Origin of the sequence: Pedobacter fastidiosus (assembly GCF_014306625.1) — a bacterium.
GTDB lineage: Bacteria > Bacteroidota > Bacteroidia > Sphingobacteriales > Sphingobacteriaceae > Pedobacter > Pedobacter fastidiosus.
Window position 1 is genome coordinate 40068 of the sequence record NZ_JACRYL010000026.1, and the last position, 17870, is coordinate 57937.

Genomic DNA, 17870 nt, shown 5'->3' on the forward strand with positions numbered 1-17870 from the left:
GAATTACTAACAGAATTCACCAAAAAACACTAAAACCCTGCAAATCAGATATTTGCAGGGTTTTGTTTTTTGCGATTTAGTGGCTTTTTCGCCAAAATATCGCATATGCGAGGTGAGCTAAAAGGTGAGTCCACCGAATTTTATAATCGACTCACCTTTTTAGGGGTTAACGTTTTGATTTTCAGCATGTTCAATGAGTGAACATCTTGACTTTTTTTGATTGCTTTCTTAATTTTATTAACCTTTTAAGAGCAACATTATGAAAAGAAATTTCAGTTTAATTTTCTTCCTGAAAAGAGGGAAAAGAGCCTCAAGCGAAAAACTTCCTGTTTATTTAAGGATCACTGTATCAAAGAAAAGAGTTGAAGTTACATCCGGTAAAGACTGTCTGGAGAAGGATTGGGAAAACGGTAAATTTAAAGGGAACAGTTCGGCCGCTAGAACCATGAATGCTTTCCTTAAGCAGATGGAACTACAGGTTCATGATGCACATCGAAAGCTGTTAACTTTAGGAAGTGACATTACAGCTGAATCGTTAGCAAATGAGCTTCTTGGGAAAGAAGACGATAAGAAGACTCTAAGGCAGGTATTTGAAAACCACAATAGTCAAATGGAGGCACTAGTCGGAAGTGGTTTTTCTAAAATGACCCACTTAAGATATCAGACAGCTCTTCGCCACGTTTTTCAGTTCCTAAGGGAAAAATACAGGATTTCAGATATTGATATTAAAAAGATTGACCATAAATTTTTAACCGACTATGACTTTTTTCTTAGATCGGTAAGGAAATGTTCAAACAACTCTGCCGTTAAATACTTAAAGAACTTAAAGAAAATAGTTAAGATTTGTCTTGCCAATGGATGGATTTTAAGGGATCCCTTTGCTAACTTCAAAGCTACAGTTAAAGAGATAGATAGGGTTTGTCTCACTGATTCTGAAGTCAATCGGTTAGAGCAAACAGATTTTGCGAATGAACGTCTTGAAAGAGTTAAAGATATATTTTTGTTTAGTTGTTATACGGGGCTGGCGTATATTGATATTTATCAATTAAAGACTAGCGAGGTTATTACAGGTAGACAGGACGAGCGTTGGATTATATCAAACAGGCAGAAAACCGGGATCCCAACCAGAATCCCCCTGTTGCCCAAGGCAATAAATCTTTTGGAGAAATATACAGACCATCCTCTGAGATCTAATTCAGAGAAGCTCTTTCCGGTTAGCTCGAATCAAAAGATGAATGCTTATCTAAAAGAAATTGCTGATGTGTGTGGTATAAAAACTATTCTAACTTTCCATTTGGCTAGGCATACTTTTGCCACTACGATCACTTTGATGAACGATGTGCCAATCGAAACTGTAAGTAAAATGCTCGGGCACAAGAATATCAAAACCACGCAACATTATGCAAAAATTATGGATAAGAAAGTAGATGAGGACATGGCTAAACTTATCATCAAACTTGAGCAGCCCAAACAACAAAAAGCAGTTGCAATTACTACTTATAACTATACGATCACAAAGTAGAAATAAAAGGCACATTTTCAATAATTGGCAGACATAGGGATCATTCCCTACAAGGAATGTTGAATTCTTAGAACACCTTTCTGGCTTCTTGGAGGTATTAGAAAGGATTTTCGAGAAAAATAAGTTGCAGGAGGAGGGTGGAAATTTTAAGAAATTGTAGGGTTTTGGTGTTCTAAAAATATTTCCATCTCATAGTTAGAGAGATTTTTAGAACACTTTCCCACAATTTAAATTGGGTGCCCGTAAAAAGGCAATTAACGAACTTTTTTATTGACGATCTGAAGCGTATTGCCGACTTAAAATTAAACAGTAATTTAAAATTTTTATAATTTATTCACGCAGCAGGTTGGATAGAGTAGACAATACGTAAATCGAGCTTTTATACTGATTTCGAAGACACAATTCACAGAGTGGAGGCTTATTACGAAAAATATGGAGGAAAAATATTGCATCCATAGTTACATTCAGCGACGTAGAGAAGAAAAATTTAAGCCACTTGGATAAAAGAAATGGTATTCTATGAAACCAAAGATATCCCCCTTGTCATCAATACCGATAAAAAGCTTACCACCCTGCGCATTTGCTAAGCCGAAAATTCACATCAAATATTCACCGTTCTAGGATTGCTTATATTCAATATTTTGCTTTTCGGACATGTTTTTAAGTCAAGCTAAGTATTGAAAGATATGCAAAAATTTGGCAAAGGCTCCCGGTGACCATAAACTTATTTCATCTATAAATATACAGATGAAGTAAGAACTTTGAGAACTTTAATTCTATCTAGATTACAATCAATTTACAGACATCCTTTTAATACGTTTAGAGAGTGATGTTTCCTTGACGCTTAGTCCAGGAAGCGATATCTCATGAATTTTTCGACCTTCTTCGAGCATTAAAGCATGCTGACCAATATAAATGGCATTAAACATATCATGAGTAGTGGTACGAATTAAATCCTGGGGAACCACACCTGGCTGATTATCGGCCACGATAAGTTCAGATTTATCGATTGCCTTGAAAAACTGAATGAGATTACCAACCTCATTATAATCTAGGAAGCCAGCAATCAGATTCACGCTATCCCCATCATTTCCTGAATCAAAAGTAAAACAATTCTTATGAGCGAAAAGTACTTTCAATAGTGGCAGATCAAATCCAATTTGGGGGTCAAAGAAAAACAAAACAGTCGATGGTGGTCCAATATCGTGTCCTATTCTGCATCTTAAAACTAAGCGCTCCTCTTGTTTCCATTCTACAGCTGATAATGTCACATCCTGAAAGTTCATCTTAAATTCCACTTCAGAAGCACCATCCTGATTTTCCATCTCGGGAAAGTGCACAATCAATTCACTCCAGAAATGTCTAATCTGCTCTCTCGAAACGACTGGTACATATGCCCCAGAAATAAACTCAAATACGCTATTGTCTTTCAAACCAGCGGAAAATGCCACGCTACAAAAAACTCTTCCAGACTTTTTCAGCCTTGTATATTCGCCATAGCCACTAGCTAATTTCGTCTCTATTGTCTCTGAAAAATTAATTATTGTAATGCAATGCCTACTTGTAAAAACATTTAAAATTACATCATTGCCTTCTTCTACCACCACAATCTCCCATATCTTTTCATCTTGCTTTGCAACATAAAAATTTACGGGCTCAAGATCTGTGCATGGATTCCATCGCAGACAATGCAAAGCATTACAAGCCACCACAACCTTCTCATCCTTATGCTTGATTAGTTTGGCATCCTCAAAATCAAGTCTATCCTGCCATGGCAACTCTGCCAAGGTGTTGTGTGGAGCACTAACTTCATTCAATCTAACACATGCCTCCTCTAATGTTAGAAGTATTTTTGCAGGTAATTGGCTTACAGTTTTTGCAGGTTTCTTCTCTTCATACAAATCAGATGGGGAAAGTGACAGTACTGATTTTAATGAATCCATTATCCTTTTGAGATTCTCAAAAAAATAATCATCCCCTTCAAATTCTTCCAATCCACCAGATCGCTCCTTCCAATCCAATGCTTCTAGATAAAATTCTTTTAAACGTCCTTCAAAAAAGGCCGGATGTATCAAATTTGGATGTCTTAGCTGAATATCCCTTAATATATCTTTGGAAAATTTTTCTAGCGCTTGATAGGCAAAAATACCCATATTAATAAATTGAGCATTGTTAACCTTAGTACTTTCCCGCCAGCTCTGATTCCACAAATCGATATTTTTTTCTAATTGCACTACGTTTACGATAGCCCTTGCAACTAACTGTTTATTTCTGAAGCGCTGCTGCTTATCATTTATTAGCTTGTTATAGTTTTCTACCGCAGCGTCGAATACGCTCAATTGATCATTATCCAGCCAGTAATGAGGTGATCCAAGATTTTCTTTCACAAATGTCTCCACGTTGGATTGACGTTCCTCGCCAGACTGGGCAACTAAAATCCTCGATAGGCCTTCAAATACCTTAGCTTTACGTTTTTCGAATCTTTTGATAATAACCTCTGCATTCGGGTTAATCCCATTGATAAAATGAGGCAAGCTTTCATGATCCATTCCATAGGGCACCATGTGCACGTTGCATTCCTTCATAAGCTCCTGATGGGCGGCAGAACCGATTTCATCATCTCGTACCAAAAGGTAGTGTTCACCGCTGACATTAGGGAACCAATCTCTCATAATTTTAAGCAGCGTGGAAAAATCTTCATCCATCACACCATCTCGGCTACAACCTATGAAAAGAAAGGTTCTATTCATCCAGAGATCTTGCAAGATGTGTTTATATCCAAGTGCACTTTTTAGCCGTTCATAATCCTCTGTGCTAAACACAGCGGTGTCTGGCCTAGAGTATATTCCATGTAAGTGGAATATAAATGACTTCGAAGCTGCTATGCAGCGCTGCACCTCTTCGTGCTGTTGCCAATCCAACGCCAGATTGGTTTCTATCGTACCTACATTTCTTAAAAGATCATCATAATTAGTCGTAGCTATAATTGGCTGACACAAGTTCTGTATGCTCTCTATTAGCGCCTCTGATTTTACCGATGGTCTTCCCAATGTATTTTCAAGCCAATTTATATATGGCCTATTCGGGGCGTTAAGGAGGGCTTTTACTATACCAGCAGCCTCTGTTAACTTCCAGTCTTTCAATAATTCCCTTCCTAACTGTATGCTGCTTTTTTCAAGCGCAATGCTTTCAGCATAATCAAGTCCACTGGAAATTAATCCAGACCAATTTGGAAGTCCTGCGCAAGCAAATGATACTCCTGCCCCAACAACCGGCACGACCTTACCTTCAGCAAGTCTTGTTTTTAATTTGTTTATATAATTTATCATTTTAAATTTTGAAAACCTTGCACCAGGTTAATATATTAATTGACTATTTCCCGAAAGAACCGAATGACTTATGCGCTTTTCATAACAGTAAAATGGCAACGCCCTACCAGGAAAAAATATTTCGCCCCGCTTGAGCGACCCTATCTTTTCATAAAATTCTATCGGCCTATCATTTCCGCTGTATGCATCAAGTCGAATAGATTTAAATCCGCCTTTCAAACCAAGCTCCTGAGCATACCCCATCAATCTTCCCCGCTAGCCCCTGATCTTGCCAAACCGTGGCAATAGCAAGTCTATGGATTACTAAACTGCTTTTTTCTTCAAAAAACCAGCTAATGGATTTATATTCATTCTCCTGAAGACTATTGATGGTTACAAGTCCAGCAATATTTTTGTTTGAGATGATCTTATAAAGATTACCTGAGCTGACATCATTTTGAGTAATCTGGATTGACGGATAATTTTCAGTCCACTGAAAGACTCCCTGATTCTCTAAATGAATTTTACAGTCATTGATGATCTTAGAGGCGGAATCGCAATCACCAAGTGAGCATTTCTTAATTTCTACCATATACCATTCAGATCGACAAAAGAACAGATTAATATCTATAGCTTGAGGGATTTATTATCATCACCATAAAAGCTACCAACAGTATAGGTGTCATTATCAAGCTCAGTACTGATCATCGAAGTACTGAAGATCATTTGAAAGTCTTTGCCTTTAAACTGATCTGAATTTGCAAGTTGAACAATATTTCGTTGAAAATTCTGACTCCTTGGCTCTTCCATTCCCTTATCCTCGATGTTATCGCAAAGAATAAACTTTGGAAACCTAAAAAAGTCTAATTCGATTGAAGCAAAGAAGATGGCGAACCTTACACAGTTTTTCAGCAAAACCATTGAACTTGCAGAAAACCTATTCCTTCCATCCAAGAAAAAACTATTCCTGTAAAAATCAATTAAAACATTGTATCCATTTGCGAAATTCCGTTCATAAGTTCCATCTCCTTTGAGTAATTCCAAAGTATATTTTTCAATAACCCTAAAAGCTACCTGAGACTTTGACTTCTGTTCGCTTTGTAATCTGGTGGTTGTATCGTCCAATGTAGATATCTGAGAAACCAAGGATTCTTTCTGGATTCTGTATTCCGCATAGGAATCATAAAGTGCTAATTCCTTGTCAAAAAACTTGATATCAGCATTTAATCGCCCTTTATCCTCCAATAACTTATCATAAAAACTCTCTGTCGTTGTTCTGGATTGATTAATAAATACATCATAATTTGACTGTGCGACTTTCAGCTCTCGTTTGATATCCAAGAGTTCCCCCTGTTTTTCAACAACTACAAGATTTTTATAATCAAGCAATGATTTTGATTCTTTAAGCTGCATTTCCAGTTCAAGTTTCATACGCAGCACCTTCGAATCCGAGCTATCAGCCGTTCTGGGCTGCTTGCAGAGATGGCAACTACCATCCTCTGGCTCACCCAGCTTTTCGAGGCAAACAGGGCAATAACTTACTGCAATATCCTTGAAAGCACCCCTAGCATTTATGGAAAGATTGACTGCATCAATTTTTTCTTTCAGAATATTTATGAAATCATCACTGTCAAGTATATCAAGCTTTACCTTTTCAATCGTTTCAGCAACTTTTGCATATTGTACTTTCTTTGTCACCAATGCGGCTCTCAAAACCTCCAGCTGTTTTTGGGTTTCCTGATTTGTCTTCTTTTCTACAGGTGGATTGGTCAGTTCATCGAGCACTTTTTGAAGCGCAATTTCACTTTTCTGTTTTTCTTGTCTGATTTTCTCGGGCTTAAACTCAAATGCAGAATTTTGAAATACATCTTCTATCGCTTTTAGTTGTTTGTCGATTTCGGCGAGTTCTTTTCTGCGTTGCCTTAATAACATTTGCTTTTGAAGCAACTCATCATCGTAAGTGCCCAACAACAAATAACCTATCGCCTGCCTGATATTTGGAGAATCAAAATCTTCATTTCTCATTAGGCTGTCCAAGGCAGAAAGCTGATCTACGTACATCAATCTCAGTACCTGATTGATCGTGATCGTCTCCTGATTATCAGTAGATATTTCTGGAAATTCCAAAAACTTAAATAGCACCTGACTGAAGCTCTCTGCGTCCTTACTTTTATTATATTGGTGTAAGGTCCAGCCATCAAAAAGCGAAACCTTTGACTCTTCATATGTACCATAATAGAAAGACATTGGTCGACTCCTTTTTTCATCAACATCCCTCTTGAGTGTCAATATCTTTCCATTAATTGTCACCTCAGCGATAACATAATCACAAGATATCGCTTCAGGTAACCATGTATTGAATTCACCGCCCAACACATAGAATATAAAATTGGAAATGGTAGATTTACCGGAACTATTGTGTCCCCTAATGATATTTATTCCATTATGGAACTGCTCATTATAGACTTCTTTACCTTCTTTTGTAATTACTAAGCGATTTAATCTAAGAAAGCTCATACTTATGTGCCATTAATTTAGTCCTCTCTTTGAATTCCTTCAAGGAAAGTTTGTTTGCATAATCATTTAAAAACTGAAAGTATAACCCGTCGACATCCGTAACCACAAGATCAAAGTTAATAGGTTTTGCTGTCCGCAGGATAATATCCTGATTGAAAAGCTTTGTATCGATCAGATCAAATGATGCAAGCGCACCAAATGCCAATTCCTGAAATGACGATACACGCATAAATACATCCCGGCTATTTTGCACCTGGTTATAACGGTTTTCTTCCTTAATTGTCTTATATCTATTCCAAACTGTGGGAAGGGTTATCTTACGAAGCTCATTCGGAAACAGCAGAAAATAATCATAAATTTTAATCCTGTCTTTACTGTATTCCTGCAAGGGAATATTGTCGAGAATGTTTAATATCCTCGCTAAGCAGTGATAGGTATCAAAGGCTGGATGATATATTAGCATTACCCTCCCATTTTATATGGCAATTGCCTGTTAAAAAATAAACCATTGACATGACATCATCCTGATAGAGCTCCAGCACATTATCTACCCCCAAAACATCCTCCACAGGTTGGACAATCTTTTCAAGAATAATATCCTTGATCTCAGAATTACTCTTTCCCTCATTGATGGCTTCTGGAACATACATATTAAAGGCTACGTAAATACGCGCCAATAGGAAAGCATGGATTTTCTGACTAGCCCTGGAAAGATTGTTCGAAGCAAGGTATTTGGTATATTGCTCTTTCAGCAAATTGGCAAACTGCAGTTCGTTCTGAAAACCGCCGTTGATAAGTTTCTGCTCCAAGCCAATAAATTCAGTATCAATATTGCTGATAAAGTGTTGAAGCTTACCGACAACCTCAGTAATGACTTTATCATTAGCAGATTCCTTTTTATACTCCTCTGCCAACTTAACATAATTTAGCGTATAGGAATTCGCATAATAAGTATTGTTCTCAACATGAGTTAGCGCTCCAGCGGACTGTTAAAGTTTAGAGTTTTCGCCTGCGCTCTGCCCTAATTCAATTTTTTCGTCCATTTCTTAGCGGATATTCATTGGCCCACTCGACTGATATAATGTTGAATTGTTTCCAGATCTCTGATTCATTTTATTGCCTTTATCGTCAGAATCACTAATAAAAAACAGAGCAATAAAAGCAGAAAGAGAAGTCAATGCAGCGATTACAGAATCATAACCTGGACTTTTATACCACCAAATAGCACTGATAATAAATACCACAAGAGCGATGGCCTTGAGGATAAGGTTGAGCATTTTATTCATTTAGATTGCGTTTCTGCTAATTTAAATATTTTTCCAGTAAATCGAAATTTTAAAAATATCACTTGATTTTTGAATTTCATGATTTATTATGAGAAATTTCAAATGGGATTTTAATTTTTACTGCTCAAGCCTATTATAGAATCTATTATGCAGAAACCAATTCATTTGACCCCTTACTGCCAATTCACTAAAATACAGACAAGCATAACTTACGAAAATTATATCTCCGGTGAGACGGGGTCAATGAATTCTGGTTTATCCAATAAACCATTATAATTTAATTAATACTGTTTAGACCAGATTATTACCTCAAGCAAAGAATTGATAAGTGCCCTAATAGCATATGGCGTTATTTGGTAGCCGGTTTTCGAGGTACCATGAACATATTCACTACAAGCATGGTGGATAAATTTGGTTGCTCCAGCTATCGTACTATCCTGATATGGTGGCGTAGTAGGCTTATAGGAATCGGCAGGATTAGGGTTTCCCTCCAAATGCTTGTGGAAGCTACCCGTGAAACTAGGTGAGTTATTAGCTTTTATATCGCTGTCGCGGACTACTGCTTTATTTCTCTTGTTTATTGCCCTATATACTTCTTCATGCAATTCACGAACATCAGCTAAAATGCCTTTGAATTTTGCTGGATTTGATTCATTATAATTTTTTAAGACGCTGATTAATATGGTTTCTTTTGCAACATCTAATTTGTTCTGGTCAAATGCCTCAAATACTGCTGGGTTTTCTCTTTTCAATCGAAGGGGTTCCGCATCTTTAATACAGGCTTGCAATTCTATGAATAGTTCCTTTTGGTCATCCGGTTTTTTAAGAAACATCTTTTCTTTAGGGTAATATTTCTTCAAACCTTCAAATTCTGTTTCGTCTCCAGTTAGAATGAATCTTGGAAAGCCGGGCACGGTAGTGTCGATATAATGTAGAGCAGCACCTATGAAGTCTGCATTCTCTTTAGTTTGAGAATCGGTCATAAGACATTTAATATCCAAAACTACAGCTGCATATTTATGGGCAAATGCAGGAAGAATGCGTTTAAGCCCTTCGAGGCTCGATTGTGGTGAAACACTTATAGTCAGCGCAGCTGCTTCATTGACGAATGATGTTGTAAAATCCTTGTCATCGTCAATTAATATTATATTATTCATATGTTCCTTTTTGTTGGGTTGGTAATTCAATTATAAGGGAAAATCCCTTAGTATTATTTTCAACTACTAATATTTGTCCTCCGTGCGCTTCAACAATTCTATTTATATAATTACCTCCGATGCCTGAACCTTTACTGTGCCGTCCCTTATCAAAGGCTGTTATAAAATCTTTTTGCTGAAGTTCATACGGCGCTCCATTGTTTGAGTACTCTATTGAGATAACATCGCGGTTCCTGTTGTGTCGAACAATAAACTGAACCCGATATTTTTTATTTGAATTGAAGTCAGTGAAACCGTGATCTTCTGCATTTTGAAGTAATTGATCTAATAATTCCTTGAAAGCAGGTTTGTTTATCAAGGCTACTGCGTCCTCACCTTTGACTATAATTTCATATTTGTGATTTATAGCTATTTTTTTTTCATTTTTGTATTCTTTTAATAAGTTCAGTAAATCAATTTCGGTTAAATCCTCGCCTGATAATTTGAAATTCATCACTTTTTCAACTGTGCCTAAAATATCACTCAAATGTTCAGAATCAGCCATTAATTTTTTAACCAGTTTTCCCAATGGAAAGTTTTCAGGCTTTTGGGTAAATACTGCTATTTCAGGATCTACTTCAATCTGTTGGTCCTCGTCATTAAATTCCATTCTATCTTGCAGTTTTTCTTTCTCTATTACCCTCATAATCCTGCTAGAAATACTGTTGATACCCATAAAAGTTGGTCGCAGTTGATGTGTTAAAGTCTTGATTATTTCAAGTTCAGACTGCCTAAGCTCATCTTTGCTTCCCAAGGATTTAAGAACAGCATTGGCGCGATTTTTCTCTTCCGAAATAAGATTGGCTTTTTGCGACTCTATGAAGCTCTTTTGAGTTTGCCGATCAACATAAGGTATGACAATTTGCTTTAAACTAGCAATGCTTACATAAGGCATAACCGCACCCAGTTTTCTTTTCTTAACCTGTTCAACAACAAAGGAAGAATAGAGTTGATAATAAAGATATTCGAGATCTACGCTGTCTTTTTTATCTAAAGGTAATAATGCATATATTCCTGTATGAATTAATATACTTTTGTTTTTTTCATTAGGAACAAAAATTGTCGCTTTAAGATTTTCTCCGATTCTTGCAACTAATAAGCACTTTTCACTGATTAGGGCCCTTGCATATTTTTGTGTAAAATAGACTTTTGATGAAATGTTATCAGATAGATCAGTTTCTAAAATATCCCGAGATAAATTTTCGATTTTGATTAAGGGAAAGTCACCTGTAGGGTCTATATCTGTTTTTTGAGGCTGTATACCCCCACGTATTGATACTAATTCTGATAATAGTTTTCCTGAGCCTTCCTTAATCATAAGATTTGCCAGAATATACTGTTCGTCATAACCTTCAGCAGAAAGATTGTTGTCCTGCCTTAGTTCGGATATGTCTAAAATCTGAGAGTCTTTGGCAAAAATGGCGTCACTTTTATAGGCTGCGATTATGTCATCATTATTAAGATACACCGTTTTAGAATCATGATCTGCTACGTTCGCTGTTATAAACCTAATGCGATTCCTATATTCAGCCTCTTTATTTTTATTAAGTACAAGTAGGGAGGCTTTGGCATCAGTATAAGGCCGTAAAGTACCATAAGGAAGGCTAATGACGCTCTCAATCACGTCTTGGTCAATCAAAATATCCCGTATTTCTTTTTCTTTCCCTTTTTTCATTAAGAAACCTTCAGATACGGTGATCACTGCTTTTCCTGTATCTTTTAGTTTTGATAATATTAAGAGAACTAATGACCCAAAATTTCTTCCAGATCTTGGTGGTGCTAAGAGATATTTATTAAATAAAAGTTCGTGTTCAAAGGAATTTATTACTCCGCTAGATGGCAGATCAGCTACAATGTAGTCGTATGTAATGGAATTATCCACCTCTTGAAAGCAGTCTCCCGAACGAATCACAGCATCCTGTATACCATGAAGAATAAGATTCATGTTGCCCAATTGTGCGACACGCATATTAATCTCAGTCCCGGAAGTAACCATGCCAATTCCCTGTGAGTAGTAATTTGCCTGAATCAGCAATCCGCCGGTCCCAGCAACAGGATCGAATAATGATCTTCCAGATTCAGGTTCTAAAACGTTTATCATCAACTCCCTCAAACTGAAAGGAGTAGGGGCGAAATCAGCATTAACGTTACCTTTTGCAGTAATTGAAAGGAAATATTCGAAAGCATCCCCAAATGCACGTTCGTCTAAATCCCGGGTGTCAATTTTATTTATAGCAATCGAAATCTCTGTTTTTCTGCGATAGTCAAGTTGTGATAAAAATCTTCCACATTCTTTAAAGACGCCCTCAAGACTTAAGTATCTTCTGTCAAAGCTATTGAGCGCATCTATTAACTCCCTACCATCTGGAAGAAGCATCTCCTGGTTTGCCAAAACGTTGTCCCAAGAAGAGTGATTTTGATCAATGTTTTGATTTTCAATATCGGAGTGCCTTTTAAAAAATAGAAGTACCGCGAGAATGAATTGAACATCAGTAGCACTATGTACGCCTCTCAAAGTATTGACCAAATATGAATAATTGAACAACAGGTTTTTCCAAATCTGATCTTCAACAAGAATTATCTGGTCATTAATTTGCTCAAATGTTGATGGATAATTCCTTACCCTAGCTAAAACTTGGCGTGGTTCAACAGGTTGCGAATCGTTTCGCTGGTAGTAACCCTGAGTATTTATTAAAGAAGCAATAGCCTTGGTAGTGAGTGGCCGCTTATTTTCTCTTAAAACTGTTTCAATCGCTTCGTGTAAAGTCATTTTTGAATCGTTTGCCCCACAATTATTTAAAGCATAATCAGGGGTCAATTTGTTATAATTGCTTTTTTTATTAATTATGTAAATGTAGCGAATTCGTAATCACAAATATTGAACTTCTAATTCTATGAATTTTTAGAGGAATCCAATTTACTATGGACTGTTGCATTGCAAAAGTAGTTGGAGATCTATAAGCCCTGGAGAGTTGCATGATACGAACTCATTATGCACGCGTAGCTGCTGCGCAAGCTAACTTAGATTGCCCTTTTAGTCCGTTTCGAATAAAAAATAATTATCAATCTGGAAATGCTAATTGATTTCAAAAAAATGCAGGAAAGTTTGAAGCAAAAAAATCCTGCTGTTCGCAGGATTAGTAAGGTTATGATGTTATGTAATGAGGTATGTTAGACATCAGGGATGGAAGTATAAATCCTCTCCGTTTGGAAAGATTGTCATGGAAAGGCACTGTCTTTAAAAGCAAATAAAATCTCATAAAAATTTAGCTTCTGAGAAGCATTAATTTAAATGCCCTCCATTTGTAATACAGCGCAATAAATTTACCTTTGCTTTAGTGAAAACTTCCTTCTAGAATTTTATCATGTGTAGCCTCGGAGTTTTCTGGGGCTATTATTTTTATTTCCATATCAAACGCTGGATTATAGGCCTTATTTTTTCTCCAGATGGTACGCCATTACCAATAATTTTTTCTGTACAGCAACATAGCCCCTTCATCTTTTTACCTGTTCGTTGATAAACCCTTTCAAATAAATCCTTGAATTGTGGCTGGTCATCGCGTACCGCACAAAGTGCGGGCATATGAAGAATCCTCCTTATTCTTAAGCGACTTTATCTAAAAATGACAAGATTACGTACAGGAGTGGACAAACTGATCCATTTGACCCCTTCCCGCCAATTCCCTAACAGACAGGCAAGCAGAACTTTATAACAATTTCATTTTTGGTGAAAGGGGATCAATGTACTCTGGTTTATCCAGTTTAGGGACAATACTGCTAAATTAGCTCTATGGAAAAGGGTGAGTTCATTGATTTTCTAAAGCGCTCAAAGGCTAAGGTATCTTCGGTTCATCATGTCAAAAAAGGCAACCCGGCCTATCAGGAACTTAGGGATATAGAAAGGGAAGTACGTTATCAATGTGTGAACTGTTATCAGCTGACCTGGGATGAGTTCAAGACTGGTGGGCATGCCCGCGACCTGCAACTTTCTTCTCTGGTATTGGAAAGGTATACCGCATCAAAGAATTCGAAAAGGAATACAGCTATGGCCTTGGGCAACTGATCTTCAGGTTGGAATACCAGCCGCCTGTTTAGCGGTTCAACTGGCATGTTATCCTACGATCTTTAGGATCGTTCCCTCGTCCTCAATGAAGGCGTTGCTGTTTTCCAGAATGAGCTGCATCTCATCGATTTCTTCTCCCTTGATGGTGCCGCTGAAAAGGTGTGCTCTTTGGAGCATCCGGATATAGACATCGGGGTTGCTGTTCCTGGTCAGCTGCCTTAGCGCACCGATGTAGTCGATCCTGAATACCGTGGGAATGATGATCTTCGATTGGCCTGCTCTGCTGAGCTCTGCATTCATCATCACTCTTGCGATCCTGCCGTTGCCATCGTTGAAGGGATGCACTTCGCTGACCATGAACATCATGTAGGCTGCCTTGGCAAAGGGGTCGTCCAGTGCCCGGTAGAAATCAAATCCCCTGGTCAGCGTGCCCCTTACCAGGGTATGGTCCACAAAAGAGGTGTTGCCGGCAACGTTGTTCTTCTCCTTGAACTCTCCGGGGATGGACGAGTGCCTTGCCTTCATCAGCACCTTATGGCGATAGCGCAGGATGTCGAGCAGCTCCTTTGGCGAGCCTGGTGTTTTTGCCATTTCTGTCCGGTTACTGACCAGTTGGTAGGTGCCCAGGATGTCATGGGAATCCTCGTCCCTTGCCGACATTGGCTTACCGGTCTCGATGATCTGTTTGGCATCGTTTAGCTCGAACTTGGTCCCCTCGATGTAGTTGGAAAAGTAGGCCTCAAAGAATGCAAAGTTGCGATAGGCCCTTTGGCTCTTGTAGGGTTCTTCGATGACCGGAAATGGTTGCTGCAGGGCGTGGAACAGCTTTTCAAAAAGGATGATCCTTGCCGGGTCATAAGGGCTGCCGAAGGCCCTTGCCTTTGCAACGGGCGAGGATAGCAACTTTGCGGGCTTGGTGGTCAGCATGGCGCTGATGAGCTTGTTCATCCTTTCGAATTCCGTTTCCATACCGAGCTGGCCCGCGATCTGTTTGGCCCTGTCCCGGAAGGCGTTGAGGCCTTCCTCTCCCTTGGTGAGGATGAGCTGTTCCAGCTTTTCCTCCAGCTGGGGTATGGTGAGCGTTCTGGAATCGGGCCCTGGCTTTCTGGATACCTGGAAGTTTTCGAGCATTGCGCGTTCCCTTTGGGAGGCGTAGAGCCCGTTGCTGAAAAGGTTGTCCCCTTCGATATTCCCTTCGCCCTTGATAATGTTCAGCGTGATCCCCGGCAGTTCTGCCTTCCTGTTATAGGTGTAGGTCAAAAAGAGGTTCCCCGTAGCGGTCGGCCTGAATTCCAGGGCGGAGCGGTGGCTGAGCAGTACCCCTGGGTACAGATGACCGATGATCGGGAAGATGTTGCGCCTGATGATCGCCTCCGGTTCCTCGTCCAGATTTGGGGTGTAGATCCTGGGGGCGAGTTTCCGTAAGGTCCCTGCTGCTTCCATGCGGTTGATCTTCCTGCTCAGCGTGGTGTCACTCGAAGAGAAGATGATTTCCTGTAGGTTTAGGGGAAGAGAACTGTCCATAAAAGGGGTTTTGCAAAAATTTAGTACTAACGGCGAAGAATTGTGCCTTTTAGGCAAATTTTTAGGTTTAAAACCTAAATTTAGGCAAATTTTTAGAAATAAGCAAATTTTTGTCTACGCAAAAATTTAGTGCTAAGAATTGAAGATCGACTTGTTTAGGCAATTTTTTAGGTTTATAAATGATATTTAAGCAAAAAATTAGAAATAAAGTTTGGTTTTCTGACTTTTTTGGTAAAGGAGTTCGACTTTAGGCCGAATGCACAAACAGCTTTGAGGTCTGTTCCATCAGTTGCATATTTTCAACCAGTACGGCGAGCAGGTCCTCGATCTCCATTTGGTCGGGAAAGGTGGCGAGTGCATCGAGCCATTGGTTCCGGTACTCTTCCACTGATGCCCTTATTTCGTAATCGGGAATGAAGTTTTGGTTTTCGAAGGTAAATGGGATGGTCTTCTGCAGGTTCAGGATGGTCACCAGCCTGCTGAGCAGCCTTGGGATCGTGCTGTCGTTCAGTTCCCACATTTTTGCATGCCAGTCGGTCTGCCCGGCCAGCCTGTTGCCCTGCCATCTGGAGTTGTATTCGACATAGGTGATCCAGCTGTCAAAGATCACGCTCCTGACCTGGGCCAACTGTTGGATGTGTTTTTCGGTGGTCTGCATACTGTCACTGTTTGTTAGCTGCCTAAATTTCGGAATAAATTCATTGTCACTGCAGGATTGTTTTCCACATTTACCCGATAGGCTGTTGGGCTTGGCGAAAACATTACTTGCATTGGCAGGAATGTCTTTAAACTGACGGGCTGTCTTGCTCCCATTTTTGGTGTAAGTGGATAACCCGGGTAGCCTGACCCCGTCTTGCCGGAAATAAAATTACTGTAAAGTTTTGCTAGCCTGTAGGTTAGTAAATTGGCGACAAGGGGTCAAATGAATTGGTTTGTCCAATATTTATAGATATATAGCAAGGTTTCAATAGATTTCTAGGGTAACAAAGATGATTTTATTACATATGAAGCATGAATGACGGCTTGCCTGACAGCTGGCATATTTGCTATAGGATTTAGAAGCCCATAATCGTGAATCATACCGTTATAGGCGGTTATCGTATTATGTGGAAAAACCAGAGTGTACTGACCCATCTCGCCAAAAATAATTTCCTTACAACACCCTAATTTCCAGCCAAATTATAAAAACCATAAAAGTGGTGGAATGGGGTCAAATAAATTGGTTTGTTCATCTAAACGAACGTGTGGAGCAAAGTGGGGTGTTGAAATTTTTATACAAAATACCGGAAAGTATTTTAAAAGACCAGCTTATTCCCTTTTACTTCCAATTTGATTGATTTGCTGTTAATTTATTTCTACAACAAAATAATAAAATTAACAGGCCATTTCTAAATGCAAAAGCAATTAATTGAGCAGTGTTTTTAGAATTTGTTCTTGTTATTAATTCTGTACGTATTGTTTCAACAGTTTGTTTACTGATAGACAGTTTAAGCCCAATTTCTTTATTGGTTAAACCATCACCAACAAGATTCAAAATAGAAAGATGTCTAGCTTTAAAATAAACCGTTAGAAACCAACTCATTTATTTTGTGACTTCAATAGTTCCATCATTTTTAATTCTAAAGATATATCTTTCAACTTTTCTATATTTTGAAATATCTATTTTAAACACTACACCAACATTACCATTTTCATCTTCAATATTATCACCAACCTTAATTGAATCTAATTGAGCTACCGTTGTATTCTGTTTTACTAGCATTTAAGTAATGTAAGTATAAATACTTAGCATCAAGTATAAATCCACTTAAACTCCACTTTTGTTGATCACAACTGTTTTACCACAATCCAACATAAAATAATAGCTTTCTTCTATCTCGGTTTTAATGATCGCAATCTTAAAGACATTACCCTCATATCCATGATATGCCAACCTATCACCAACATCCACCAATGCTAATACAAATGGAGCGGAATTTTCATCTATTACCCTGCACATTATATTTTCCTTTTCTTATTTAACACGTTTCATGAAAGTTTTGATTTAACTATTTGAAAATGTGAATTATTATTTTTGTGTTTACTAAAATCATTTGTAATCTCTGTGTATGAAAAGTGCTGAAATAATTTTCATAGCGGTTTTTGGTGATGTTACTAAAACGGTTGTTTAAAAAGGCACCAATGGGGGTGGATGTGCAGATAATTTTCTGATTATGATTGACAATTACTATCAAGGTCAGATTATGAAAAGAGATGGTAAATGGAAGTGGTTGAACCAACCAAAAGAATTTACATCTGATGATGAAATGATTCTAAGTCAGTGGCTAAACAAGAAATAAACTATTTAATAAAATAAGAGATATGCCAAAAGTTAAACTGTATTAACCCCCTAAAAAGCTGGACTAAATTTTAAAAACAATTTAGAACCATTAAATTAGGGAATTATGAAAAGAG

16 protein-coding genes are annotated in these 17870 nt (G+C 38.2%); 3 read left to right on the forward strand and 13 right to left on the reverse strand.

The window, feature by feature from the left end:
* Window positions 1-259 precede the first annotated feature (259 nt).
* Complete coding sequence (locus H7U22_RS20375) at window positions 260-1522, forward strand: site-specific integrase (protein WP_187073185.1); 1263 nt, start codon at window positions 260-262, stop codon at window positions 1520-1522.
* Window positions 1523-2313: 791 nt separating this feature from the next.
* Here H7U22_RS20375 and H7U22_RS20380 read toward each other — a convergent pair.
* The 8 genes from H7U22_RS20380 to H7U22_RS20415 all read right to left on the reverse strand — a co-directional run bounded on the left by H7U22_RS20380 (window position 2314) and on the right by H7U22_RS20415 (window position 12599).
* The gene (locus H7U22_RS20380; protein ID WP_187073186.1) at window positions 2314-4851 is read right to left on the reverse strand and encodes an SIR2 family protein; all 2538 of its coding nucleotides are present in this window, start codon (window positions 4849-4851) and stop codon (window positions 2314-2316) included.
* A 202-nt stretch (window positions 4852-5053) separates the two neighbouring features.
* Window positions 5054-5422, reverse strand: coding sequence for a hypothetical protein (locus tag H7U22_RS20385; RefSeq protein ID WP_187073187.1), 369 nt, complete (start codon window positions 5420-5422; stop codon window positions 5054-5056).
* A gap of 35 nt (window positions 5423-5457) precedes the next feature.
* A complete protein-coding gene (locus tag H7U22_RS20390; protein ID WP_187073188.1) occupies window positions 5458-7347 on the reverse strand; it encodes an AAA family ATPase in 1890 nt (629 codons plus the stop codon).
* Entirely contained in the window at window positions 7334-7810 is a 477-nt protein-coding gene (locus H7U22_RS20395; protein ID WP_187073189.1) for an ABC-three component system middle component 5, read from the reverse strand. The genes H7U22_RS20390 and H7U22_RS20395 overlap by 14 nt, the downstream gene beginning before the upstream one ends.
* A complete protein-coding gene (locus H7U22_RS20400) occupies window positions 7785-8261 on the reverse strand; it encodes an ABC-three component system protein (protein ID WP_187073190.1) in 477 nt (158 codons plus the stop codon). The genes H7U22_RS20395 and H7U22_RS20400 overlap by 26 nt, the downstream gene beginning before the upstream one ends.
* A gap of 132 nt (window positions 8262-8393) precedes the next feature.
* Window positions 8394-8624, reverse strand: a complete 231-nt coding sequence (locus H7U22_RS20405) for a hypothetical protein (RefSeq protein WP_187073191.1) — start codon at window positions 8622-8624, stop codon at window positions 8394-8396.
* 290 nt (window positions 8625-8914) lie between these two features.
* Window positions 8915-9790: a hypothetical protein gene (locus H7U22_RS20410; RefSeq protein ID WP_187073192.1), complete on the reverse strand. Its 876-nt coding sequence runs from the start codon at window positions 9788-9790 to the stop codon at window positions 8915-8917.
* Window positions 9783-12599, reverse strand: coding sequence for an N-6 DNA methylase (locus H7U22_RS20415; protein WP_187073193.1), 2817 nt, complete (start codon window positions 12597-12599; stop codon window positions 9783-9785). The genes H7U22_RS20410 and H7U22_RS20415 overlap by 8 nt, the downstream gene beginning before the upstream one ends.
* A 1020-nt stretch (window positions 12600-13619) precedes the next feature.
* On the opposite strand from H7U22_RS20415, the gene H7U22_RS20420 reads away from it, so the two are divergent.
* Window positions 13620-13892, forward strand: coding sequence for a hypothetical protein (locus tag H7U22_RS20420; protein WP_187073194.1), 273 nt, complete (start codon window positions 13620-13622; stop codon window positions 13890-13892).
* A gap of 48 nt (window positions 13893-13940) precedes the next feature.
* Here H7U22_RS20420 and H7U22_RS20425 read toward each other — a convergent pair whose 3' ends face one another.
* From H7U22_RS20425 to H7U22_RS20445, 5 genes are all read right to left on the reverse strand, one after another.
* Complete coding sequence (locus H7U22_RS20425) at window positions 13941-15416, reverse strand: Fic family protein (RefSeq protein ID WP_187073195.1); 1476 nt, start codon at window positions 15414-15416, stop codon at window positions 13941-13943.
* Between the two features lie 247 nt (window positions 15417-15663).
* A complete protein-coding gene (locus tag H7U22_RS20430) occupies window positions 15664-16074 on the reverse strand; it encodes a hypothetical protein (RefSeq protein ID WP_187073196.1) in 411 nt (136 codons plus the stop codon).
* A 660-nt stretch (window positions 16075-16734) separates the two neighbouring features.
* Window positions 16735-16998, reverse strand: coding sequence for a response regulator transcription factor (locus tag H7U22_RS20435; protein WP_187073197.1), 264 nt, complete (start codon window positions 16996-16998; stop codon window positions 16735-16737).
* The gene (locus H7U22_RS20440) at window positions 16999-17178 is read right to left on the reverse strand and encodes a hypothetical protein (protein WP_187073198.1); all 180 of its coding nucleotides are present in this window, start codon (window positions 17176-17178) and stop codon (window positions 16999-17001) included. It abuts the gene before it with no gap.
* A gap of 45 nt (window positions 17179-17223) precedes the next feature.
* Window positions 17224-17415, reverse strand: coding sequence for a hypothetical protein (locus H7U22_RS20445; RefSeq protein ID WP_187073199.1), 192 nt, complete (start codon window positions 17413-17415; stop codon window positions 17224-17226).
* A gap of 214 nt (window positions 17416-17629) precedes the next feature.
* Here H7U22_RS20445 and H7U22_RS23355 point away from each other — a divergent pair, with 214 nt between their 5' ends.
* Entirely contained in the window at window positions 17630-17755 is a 126-nt protein-coding gene (locus H7U22_RS23355; protein ID WP_262890381.1) for a hypothetical protein, read from the forward strand.
* Window positions 17756-17870 lie beyond the last annotated feature (115 nt).